This window comes from Enterococcus mundtii, from assembly GCF_002947535.1.
Taxonomy (GTDB): domain Bacteria; phylum Bacillota; class Bacilli; order Lactobacillales; family Enterococcaceae; genus Enterococcus_B; species Enterococcus_B mundtii_B.
Genome location: NZ_PUAP01000041.1, coordinates 110,858 through 122,077 on the forward strand (window position 1 = coordinate 110,858; position 11,220 = coordinate 122,077).

The window sequence follows — 11,220 nt, forward strand, 5'->3', positions numbered from 1 at the left end:
ACAGCGAGTTGGATCAGAGGAGGATCATTATGGAAAAAGAATACTTTGTACAACAAGATAATTTTATTGAAGACTACAAAAAAGTGACAGGAACTGAAAGCATCGATATCGATGCCTTGGCGGAAAAAGTGATCAATCAGCTAAACGAAACTCAAGCAGAAGAATTCGTTTTATCTGGAGATGAAACGAAAGACGGTGAGGACCATCAATTTCCATTTAGTCGACGGATCTATACTGATGAAAATGATGGAACATTGAATACAGAGTACACGTATGAAGGACAACCTTATGAGCTGCGAACGGATGACGAGGTACAATAGGAAACGTTCTATAGCGCGTATGAGTGATTGACTAAGCTACTTGTGGATGTAGGACTTCTGGATACAGAAGAGCATATCTTCGCGCAAGCAGCTTTTTCTACTGATATACATATATTCCGAAAAGTGAAAAGAAGAATAAAAACCATCAAAATGATTTAAAAATTCAACGAATCCTTTCTTGCTTCAATTCTTATTTTTACGTATACTAATTTTAAAGCGAGGGATATTAATGTTGAATTTAGAAAACTATTTAAAAGCTGGTCAAACGATCGTTTCCAATCTTTTGCTGAAAAATTATCATCGTATCGGCTTACAAGCAGATGAATTTTTATTTATTTTACAGTTGCATATGGCACAGTCAGAAGGGGATTCTTTTCCAGATCTGATGATCATTTCCCAGAATATGGGCGTCAAGCAAGAAAAAGTTTTTCAAATCTTGAATCGATTGGTCAGTGGTCATTTCATAGCAATTGAAACTACACTTATCGATGGACGTAAAGCAGATCGTTATGATTTGACGCCTACTTATGCGCATCTAGAAAGACTATTAGAAAAAGACTCTCTAAAGCAAGAAGAAGAAGTGCATGAAAAAACGACACGCTCAGTCTATCAATTATTTGAACAAGAATTTGGACGTCCGCTATCCTCTATCGAATTCCAGCGAATTGGACAATGGTTGGAAGAGGACCATTATCATCCTGAAATTTTGAAACTAGCTTTACGAGAGGCAGTATTGAATCAAGCGTATAGTTTCAATTATATCGACCGTATCTTATTGTCTTGGGAACGGAAAAATCTAAAAACCAAACAACAAGTAGAAGAAGATCAAAAACGCAGAAAGCAGCAACTGCTTCAAAAAGAAATCGATCAGCCAGCCCAACAAGAAGAGCTGCCAAAAGTATCATTGAAGAATTGGCTGGAAGAATGGGAGTAATATGTTAGGTAAACAACGTACGATGGAAGCTTTTGAGAAAATGTATGAGATGTTTCCAGAAGCGCATGGAGAATTACAGCATAAGAATCCATATGAATTATTGATTGCCGTCATTTTAAGCGCACAAGCAACAGACGTTTCGGTCAATAAGGCGACACCTGCTTTATTTGAAGCTTTTCCAACCCCAGAAGACTTAGCTCAAGCCCCACTTGAAGAGATCATACCAAAAATCAAAACAATTGGATTGTATCGGAATAAAGCAAAAAACATCAAAGCATGTGCGCAGCAGCTGATTGATCAGTTTGGAGGACAGGTCCCTCAAACTAGAGAAGAGCTTGTCTCATTACCTGGTGTAGGTAGAAAAACAGCGAATGTGGTGCTTGGAGATGCGTTTGGGGTGCCAGCTATAGCAGTTGATACTCACGTAGAACGTGTGACGAAACGACTAAGGATCTGTAAATTGGATGCGTCAGTTCAAGAAGTTGAACAAACACTGATGAAAAAGGTACCAGAAGATCTGTGGGTAAAAACGCATCATACATTGATTTTCTTCGGACGGTATCATTGTACTGCTAGAAGTCCACGTTGTGAAGTATGTCCTTTATTGGATATGTGCCAAGATGGAAAAATGCGTATGAAAAATCCTGCCAATAAAAATATAAAATAAGCAAACAGCGTTGAAATCAATCGCGATGTGTAGTGACCTCAAAAAGTTACGCTTTTATAGAGTGGAGAAATCCACTCTTTTTTTATGCAATAAAATAAGGATTAAGCACCATCTTGAAAAGGGAGTTATGGAAGGGAAAGGCTTGCCAATTGTTTATAACATTACAAGAAATTATCCTTGATCAGATAGATAATAATATTGTTGACTAAAAAAATAAGCAAGTGCCTTATTAATATAAAAATAAGTTAGTTATTTTATTATGATGTTTTTTGTATATTTTATTAAATGTTTATTTTAAAATCAAGTAATTATAACAGAGTAAATTTATTTATTTTATTTTAAGTGTGTTATATTTGTTGTTTTAAAAAACTGAGGCTTGTGTTAGAATTTAATTATAGAGGAGGAATTATATGATTAAAAAAACATTACTTTTATCAACTTTAGTTTTAACAATGGCTGGATGTGCTGCATCTGCCCAAGGAGAAGATACAACTAGTACAACAAATGAATCACAGGTGGAAACACCAGTCATTACTCTTTCAGATGTGGAAGAAGCGCAACAAGAATGGGCAGAAAATATTATCGCTATTGGTGAAGCTAGCTTAGAAAGTGACGAAAAAGCCGAAGAAAAGGCGCTTGAGACACTTGAAAACCTTTATGCTTACGATGATGGTCAAGTACTCTTCAAACCAACTAAAGCTGCGGAAGTACCATTTCGTGGAACAAAAGATGAAGCCTTATCTTATTTTGTTGGTGGAGACATCGCAGAAGATGGTGGATTTGCCTTAGAACCTTGGACAGATATCCGCTTTGATAATCACGACACGATCTTAAACGGCGATACAGCGATTTCTTCAGGTGTATATTATTTTACTTCTGGGGAAACCAACGAAGAAGTCAAAGTTGAATACACATTTGGCTATATCATGGATGAAGACGGTGACTTGAAAATCCAGTTACATCACTCAAGCGTACCATTCGGATAAGAGAGATATGTGTTGCTGTATCATCTAAATGATTGACTATCCTACTTGATCTTTTAACACTTCCACCATTTAAGATTGATACATAATGTAGGATAGTCAAACGAATCCCCGGAATAAATTATAGGTATTAACTGAAATGATTTTAAGAAATATTTGCAAAGCGACTGGAGGATCAAACGAGTCAACTCGTTGGTTCTTCAGTTTTTTTTGCTAGGAGCCGTGTGCAAATGAATCAATAAATTTCTCTTAAATTTATTGGATTAAAATAAATTAAAAAATATAATTATTGGAATTTTAGCGCGAAATATTTTAATATTAAATTGTACTTGTTTTTTTATAATAGTTATTTTAGGTTATTCTTAAAAAGAGAACGAAGGTTTACTCCGTTTTTATGTTAAATAATTACTATAAATCAACAAGTATATTTTGTTTCCTGAATAGTAAGAATATTTTTACTATTTAAGAATAAAAAGTAGAATTTGAGGTGATGTTATAATATTAGAACTTTACATTTCAACTATAGATTGAGGAGAAAATAAATATGCTGCCAGATAAACTAATATTATTATTCATTACAAAAACACAATTTTTACAAATGAAGGTATTAAAAGAAATGAAACATGGAGCAGTCTCAATAAAAAAGCTGGAAGATGAAATGGATCTAACAAAAAGACAAGCAAGGAAGATACTTCAAAATTTGATGACAGAATATGAAGAAAGTGGATTCTCAAAGAAAACGCACACTTCTTTGATTCTAGATAAAGATGAATTGCGCTGTGTGCCACAACTAATAGATACGGAATATCTCGAGTTGATCAATATTTTTCAAGAAAGATATTTTGCAGAGTCAAATTTGTATCAGACATTGTTATATGTGTTGGAAAAAAGGAAATTCAGTGTTTCAGATATCGCAAAATATCTAATCTATAGTGAATCACATGTATACAAACTTTTAGGAAAGTTGAAAGAATTGTTTCAATTATTAAAAATCGATATTCGATTGATGAAGATCAATGAAACATTGATTGAGTTAACAGGTAGTGAATCTACTATACGTATGTTGCATTATCTGGGAATTGCAGTCATTTCAAAAGGAAACTATTGGTTGTTCAAAACGATTACACAAGAAGAAGTAATCAACTTACGCTTATCCATCAACTTTGATCATTACCAAAATTTATCTCCGCTTGGAAAAAAGCGTATCAACTATCTATTAGCGGTCAGTTTGATATCATTGAAAAACGGGTATCAAATCCAGGATCTACCCTCAGAACTCGTGGAGCTGGGAGAAACAGTCTATAAGGAGGAGATGGATGCATGTTTAGAAAAGCTGACTATCAAAAAGATGATAGATGGAACAAATGCACGAAATGAATGTATTCATTTCGCCTTTCTATCCAACTATTTTGCACAAGATTTAAATAAGAAAGAAGAAAAAGAAGAACTAGGAAGAAAGCTAGGGGAGCTAAAGAAGAATTCAATCGTCACCAAGTGTAAAAAATTACTCACGTGCATGATTGATTACTTTCATATACCAGAAACGATTTTTTACCAACTACTCTATTATTTGACAAACAAATTAGTCACTATCCATCATTTGGAATTATATAAATTTATGCCTATATACCATGATGCACTACCAACAAATCGTTATAGCTCCTATATAGAGCGTTGCATTGATAAAAACTTAAAACCTTACCAAAATGAACCTTCTTACAATCACATCAAAAATAGTTTTGTGCAAGTCATCTTAGGAAGCTTGGCCTCCAACAGTCTTAAATCTGAACATAAAGTTTATGTGGAATTTTTTAACCTTCCAGAATCTAAAAATATAGTCGAAAATGTTATTACTCATTACTACAATAATAAACGAATAAAAATCGTAGAATCGTATGATCATGCTGATATCGTTATTTCGGATACCCATGGATATGAAGATAAAGATTTATTTTATTTTAAGCATATATCGGATAAGGATTCATGGACGAGGTTGGGATCGTATTTTAATAAAGTCATCGTAAATACGTACAAATTTTGACCATCGATTAACTAAATAACATAATCAGATACGATAAATCGAAGTTATTTGCCAAATCTGTTTATCATCTCTTGGTTTAAATGAACAAAAACTGAATAATAGTTTTATTTTTCACAAGTTATGAATGCATATATATAAAGTTTTTTATGTTTTTTATATGCGTTCTTGTGATTTGTTGATCAATATATGTTTGCTATTTTTAAATAAGTTATTATGTTATAAAAATAATGTAACAAAAAAATATTGGAAGGAAGGTATGATATGAAAAAAAGATTATTGGGTAGTGTTGTATTGGTTTTAAGTCTAGGAGGAATCATTTTTGGAGCGACAAAAGATGTTTCTGCACATGGGTATGTAAGGGAGCCGATCAGTCGTGGATACCAAGGTTCATTAGATGCTCGCACCAACTGGACTGCAGCATTTCAGAAGTATGGGGCAGTGATCAATGAGCCACAATCTTTAGAAGCATTGAAAGGCTTCCCAGCAGCAGGACCAGCGGATGGACGAATTGCTTCTGCAAATGGCGCGTTAGGTTTTCAGTTAGATCAACAGACATCCACGTTATGGACAAAGCAAGATATCAGTACTGGTCCTAATAATTTCACTTGGCATTTTACTGCAAATCATCGGACTGCGAAATATCATTACTACATCACGAAAAATGGTTGGGATCAAAACAAGCCACTTGCGAGAGAAGATCTAGAACTATTATCTGAGATCGATGGTGGTGGACAATCTTCTGCGAATATTAGCGCAACACACACAGTCAATATTCCAGAAGACCGAATGGGCTATCACGTTATTTTAGCCATTTGGGATATTAGTGATACTGCGAATGCCTTTTACAATGTGATTGACGCGAATATCAAAAATAATGGAGCGATACCAGTCGTACCAAATAAACCAACAAATGTCAAAGCAGTGAACACGACAAAACAGTCAGTCTCACTATCATGGGATGCGCAAGCAACTGTTGAAAAATACAATGTGTACCGTGATGGCCAACTGATTACCACAACTTCTGCGAACAATTATCAAGATAATCAATTAACAGCAAATACCACGTATAAGTATGAAATCGAAGCAGTATCGTTCAACGGACAAGTATCTGAAAAGAGTGATGCGCTTCATGTGACAACTTTAGCTGATAGTGAAGTTGAAGTGCCAACAAGTCCAGGTAACTTACATTCAATGGGCGAAACGGTGAATTCAATCTCGTTGATGTGGAATCCTTCGAGCCACTCTACAGGAATCAAAACATATGAAATTTATAGAGATGGCCAATTAGTTGGTCAAACTGCGAATACAACTTATCTGGATACTGGGTTGAATGCTGGGACTCAGTATACGTATACGATCAAAGCAGTGAGTAATGATTCTATTCGATCAGAGGCAAGTAATCGCTTAGTGATTTCAACAAAAACAAATGAAATTGCACCACCGAGTGAACATCGTCAATTTGAGTTAGGAAGTTTAACTAATCCAGTGCTGTACACAAAAGATGAAATCGTCTTCCATGAAGGTAAACTGTATACAACATTAGTGACTCATTATAACTATGGTGATCCATCTTGGGCGCCAGATAGTGCAGCTAGTTTATTTAGAATTAAATAACTTTTAAAAGTTTTTTTACTCTTTTGAATTCTCTCAAGATCTCAATAGAATATTTTTTTTAAAAGAGTATGAAACAGCGAAGGGCCATTTATTGGAAATAAATAAAAATAGTGGGATATTGTTATTAATTACGCCTTAGAGAGGCTATACAATTTGTATAGCCTCTTTTTTCTTGTTATCTCTCAAATCTAAGATCTATAAAAAAACTTTAAAAAAACTTCGTCTTCTAAAGAAATTTTTTTCTCTAAGTCGGGAAATACAATACCTCGAAATAAAAAAACATATTGTTTATAGTGAAGTTGTTATGTGAAAGGGGGAAGGTAAGTGGAAGAGATTCTTGAACGATTAATATCGAATGATTACAAAAAACGTGTCGTATTTATCTTGAATACTTTAGAGCGAAGAAAAAATGTGACCGTTCAATATCTTGCAAAAAGTCTCAAAGTAACTAGAAGAACGATTACCAATGATTTAAAAGCGATTCAAGATGAATTTTCCGACACAATTGAAATATTGACTTCCTATAAAGGGGTCAGCATGTTTGTATTGAACCATTTTAAGTTATTCGAGAAAAAAAAATCTTATTACATGAATGAAGACTTAGTAAAAGTGACAACAAGTATCCTTACAGGTGAACTGAAGCAGGTGATCGATTGGAGCTGGGAATTACACTACTGTGAGAAAACAGTGATCCAAAAAATGCGAAAGCTAAAGAAAATCTGCCATCAATATGGTTTGAATTTAAAACTTTCACCGGTTGAATTTATAGGGAAAGAAATCAGAATCAGAAAACTGTTTATTGATCTTTACATTAAATCAGCATATCTAGAAATCGAAGATCATTGCCCCTATAAAAATGAAATGGAAGAAATAACCAAAATCGTTTTGGCGTTATGTTCGGATGTTTCCCAATCAATCACAAAGAAAATACTTGCTTTAACTTTTATCCGGTTTGGAAAAGACAAATTATATATCCAGTCGCGATTGTTAGATTGGTTTAGAAACAATCCCTTAACGAATCAATTATTCGTTGAATTTATTCAATTAGATTGTTTCAAGACCTACTCTAAAGAAGTCATTTTTGAAGAATGTTGTTTTATAGCTTGTATGATCCATTTACATGAATGTTATTACACAGAGATAGAAAAACACAATAAAGGATTTGCAGAATACTTTGGTTTTTCTGAGACAGTCAAACATTTGGTTTTAGATCTCAAGAGTGTTCTTGGGAATCGGATTCAAGTCGATAATGAGCAACTGTATTCAATTGTCAATTGCTTTTTATTTCAAGAGAAAATCAAACAGGAACTTGAAATAGATTTTTCATATAACGATGAAGAATCGGCGATGCTGATTGATTCAATCAACCGGCGACTATATAAAGAAATGAATACGGTCATCAAAAAAAATAAAGCGATCCAAAAGAATTTCCTGCAAAAAAGATGTGCTTCGTCATTTACTTCTGACTTATTACTTTTCTTATATACGAACAAGGCATGTGAAGTTTTAAGTACAGTTGTTGTTGCATTGAAACGAGGATTTTTAACGGATTTTGCTTTAAATGAAATTATTGAAAGATATCTACACACCAGAGCAAGCATTATGTACCAGGAACAATTGGAAACCATTGAAAATCCACTTGACGTAGATATATTAGTGACAAATATACTACCATTTCCGTATCAAGTTGGTGATAAAACCAAAATGTTTTATCTACCAGAAAAAGCAGATATTGACCGAACGATGGACATCGTTTCAGACTTGCTCGTTACGGATTTTAGATAATAACAAAGATCACTTATGTCGTTTAGGAGGGCAAGTTGAAAAACTCAAAGACTTGGTATTATAAATTACTTTTACTATTTTTATTTCTTGTATTCGCGTATACGGCAAATCGGACCATCCTGATTTACGAGAATTTCCGACAACAGACAGAAGATATCGCACAAGTCTTGGTTCGCACAATCGATCAATTTGGACTAGAAGTCAGTCGCTTTGAGTTTGACTTTAGTTATAGTTTAGCAAGTATCATTGGTACATTGACAATCGTGGGGGGGCTTGCTCTTGGTATCTTGTATCACTCAGGTATGCCGAAACATACAGAGTTTGAATATGGAAGTGCCAGATGGGGCAACAAAAAAGACATCAAGCCAATGATGGATAAAAAAAAAGACAACAATATCATTCTCACAAAAAGTGAATCGCTGTCTATGTCTGGTCGTATGAAGATCACTAAATCTAATAACTTTAATCGGAATAAGAATGTCATCGTAGTAGGAGGAGCTGGATCAGGGAAAACAAGATTCTATGTGAAACCAAATTTGATGCAACTGCATTCCTCTTATGTCGTCAGTGATTCTAAGGGACTATTGTTAAGCGAGACAGCAACAATGTTTAAAGAAGCAGGTTATGAAATCAAGGTTTTTGACTTGATCACGCGGGAAAATACAGACTACTATAATCCTTTTACTTACATCCGTACCGAAGACGATATTTTAAAAGTCGTCAACAACTTGATCAAAAATACTTCAGATCCTGAAAAAAAGGGTGGCGATGATTTTTGGGAAAAAGCTGAAACGGCCTTATTGATGGCCACATTCAGTTATCTTTTGCAAGAAGTTGATGAGGAAGATCAAACATTGACGAACGTCGTTGAAATGGTCCGCTTAGCAAACTGTCCAGAGGATGTGTCAGATTATGTTTCCCCACTGGATGTGATTTTCAATGAACTTGAAGAAAAAGATCCTGCCAACTTTGCAGTCGCGCAATACAAAATTTTCAAACTAGCGGGGGATCGCACCGCTAAAAGTATTTTAGTCAGCCTAGGAGTGCGATTATCACCTTTTTATATTCCGAATATCAAAAAAATCGTGAGTAAAGATACGTTAGCATTAGACACCGTTGGGGACAAGAAAACCATTATCTATATTTTATTATCAGATACAGATACGAGTTTCAATTTCTTAGCAAGTATGTTGTACCAACAATTATTCGATAGCTTAGTTTACAAAGCAGACAATGTCTACAAAGGTCGTCTGCCCCATCATGTGCGATGTGTCTTAGATGAATTTGCCAATATTGGACAGATTCCAGACTTTGAAAAAGTGATTTCAGTGATTCGAAGTCGTGAGATATCGGTCAATGTGATCTTACAAAACATTAGTCAGCTTAAAAATTTGTACAAAGATACTTGGGAAACAATCATCGGGACCAGTGACGTTTTTCTTTATTTAGGTGGGATGGAGTTAAGCACGCATGAGTATATCTCCAAATTACTAGGAAAGAAAACGATCCAGCACAAGAACATTAGTATCACCAAAGGTAGTAATGGGAACTACAGTGAGAACTATCAAAAAATGGGTCGAAATTTATTGGATGTAGATGAAGTGGCAAACCTAAGTGGAACAAAAGCGATTTTGAAGATTCGTGGAATAGTTCCGTTTATATCAGAAAAATATGATATTACCAAACATAAAAATTATAAAAAACTCGGAGATGTGACTCCAGAGAATTGGTACGAACGAAATCAATCACCGAAAAACGAAGAGGAGAATGGATAGAAATGAGTAATCAACAATTATTACAGGATGTATTTAATTTGATTTCAAGATTTACGATGGTTGGCGGAGGATTATGGATCATTTGGGGAACCGTGATCTTAGCCGGAGCATTAAAAGATAAAAACGGACCACAGCTGCAACAAGGAATTTGGCAGGTCGTCGGCGGTGCGTTGATTTTAGTAGCTGCAGTTTGGTTCGTGACCGCATTTGATGTTAGTTCACTTGTAACCAATAGGTAAGTAAAAATTTTTTGATAGAAAGAAGGTTAATCAGTGCGCTCAGCGATAATGATGCTATTTGATCGAATGATGGAATATTTGAATGGGGACAATATTGCAGAAACCTTAAGCCGTGGTTTGCAAGATTACATGGCAGATGCCTATCGAGTAGCAGGAATCATCCAACAAACGATCATAGCTCCAGTTGCATTTTCAATACTAGCGATATTCATCTTATTTGAATTTCAAAAAATTTCTTTAAAAGTAGAGAATGCTGGTGGTGCTCCAACTTTGGGATTTGAAATGATCATGAAAGCATTTGTGAAATTTATTATTTGTTATATTGTCATCTTAAGAATCCAAGTGATTCTCGATGCCATTGTCGCATTAGGGGCGATGTTAGCAGGGCAAATAATGGCCCTAAATAGAGATGATTTTTTAAGTTCTTATCGCAATGTAGTCAATTCAGCAGTAAGCAATCTTTCGTGGTGGGAAGTAATGGTCGTATTAATGATTTTTGTTGTTCTATTTTTAGTTTCTTTAGTGGTAGGGGTCTTTATCAATGTCATCGTCTATATAAGATTTTTTGAATTATATATATTTAGTGCGATTGCTCCTATTTCGATGGCGGCATTACCTCATCAAGAGTTTTCATCGATGGCAAAAGGATTTTTCAAGAATTTTGCAGCTTCCTCCTTACATGCTGTAATGATCGCATTAGTATTGACCATTTATCCTTTGATTTTTGTGAATTTCTTAAATAGTCATAGGAGTGGCATGTGGTCGCTGATTTTTGGTTTGACGATTTACATGATTGCTTTGATGTTTGCAATAAATAAGACAAAAGGATGGGCGAAAATGATTGTATCCGCCTCATAGAAAG

The 11,220-nt window shown here is 34.7% G+C and carries 10 protein-coding genes; all 10 read left to right on the forward strand.

From position 1 onward, the window contains the following. The first annotated feature begins 29 nt into the window (after nucleotides 1–29). The 10 genes from CUS89_RS13440 (at nucleotide 30) to CUS89_RS13485 (ending at nucleotide 11,216) form a co-directional block, all read left to right on the forward strand. Complete coding sequence (locus CUS89_RS13440; RefSeq protein WP_104872490.1) at nucleotides 30–320, forward strand: DUF5960 family protein; 291 nt, start codon at nucleotides 30–32, stop codon at nucleotides 318–320. A 229-nt stretch (nucleotides 321–549) separates the two neighbouring features. Further along, nucleotides 550–1,254, forward strand: a complete 705-nt coding sequence (locus CUS89_RS13445) for a DnaD domain-containing protein (RefSeq protein ID WP_104872491.1) — start codon at nucleotides 550–552, stop codon at nucleotides 1,252–1,254. Between the two features lies 1 nt (nucleotide 1,255). Continuing rightward, nucleotides 1,256–1,921, forward strand: a complete 666-nt coding sequence (gene nth, locus CUS89_RS13450; RefSeq protein ID WP_104872492.1) for an endonuclease III — start codon at nucleotides 1,256–1,258, stop codon at nucleotides 1,919–1,921. A gap of 410 nt (nucleotides 1,922–2,331) precedes the next feature. Then, nucleotides 2,332–2,907 (forward strand): hypothetical protein, encoded by a 576-nt coding sequence (locus CUS89_RS13455; RefSeq protein ID WP_104775769.1) that lies wholly within the window; start codon nucleotides 2,332–2,334, stop codon nucleotides 2,905–2,907. A gap of 541 nt (nucleotides 2,908–3,448) precedes the next feature. Beyond that, nucleotides 3,449–4,945 (forward strand): helix-turn-helix domain-containing protein, encoded by a 1,497-nt coding sequence (locus tag CUS89_RS13460; protein ID WP_104872493.1) that lies wholly within the window; start codon nucleotides 3,449–3,451, stop codon nucleotides 4,943–4,945. Nucleotides 4,946–5,206: 261 nt separating this feature from the next. Further along, complete coding sequence (locus tag CUS89_RS13465) at nucleotides 5,207–6,559, forward strand: lytic polysaccharide monooxygenase (protein WP_104872494.1); 1,353 nt, start codon at nucleotides 5,207–5,209, stop codon at nucleotides 6,557–6,559. Nucleotides 6,560–6,883: 324 nt separating this feature from the next. Then, entirely contained in the window at nucleotides 6,884–8,344 is a 1,461-nt protein-coding gene (locus tag CUS89_RS13470; RefSeq protein WP_104872495.1) for an HTH domain-containing protein, read from the forward strand. Nucleotides 8,345–8,379: 35 nt separating this feature from the next. Beyond that, complete coding sequence (locus CUS89_RS13475) at nucleotides 8,380–10,119, forward strand: VirD4-like conjugal transfer protein, CD1115 family (RefSeq protein ID WP_374955057.1); 1,740 nt, start codon at nucleotides 8,380–8,382, stop codon at nucleotides 10,117–10,119. A 2-nt stretch (nucleotides 10,120–10,121) separates the two neighbouring features. After that, the gene (locus CUS89_RS13480; RefSeq protein ID WP_104872496.1) at nucleotides 10,122–10,358 is read left to right on the forward strand and encodes a hypothetical protein; all 237 of its coding nucleotides are present in this window, start codon (nucleotides 10,122–10,124) and stop codon (nucleotides 10,356–10,358) included. Nucleotides 10,359–10,391: 33 nt separating this feature from the next. After that, complete coding sequence (locus CUS89_RS13485; RefSeq protein WP_071867947.1) at nucleotides 10,392–11,216, forward strand: hypothetical protein; 825 nt, start codon at nucleotides 10,392–10,394, stop codon at nucleotides 11,214–11,216. The last annotated feature ends 4 nt before the right edge of the window (nucleotides 11,217–11,220 follow it).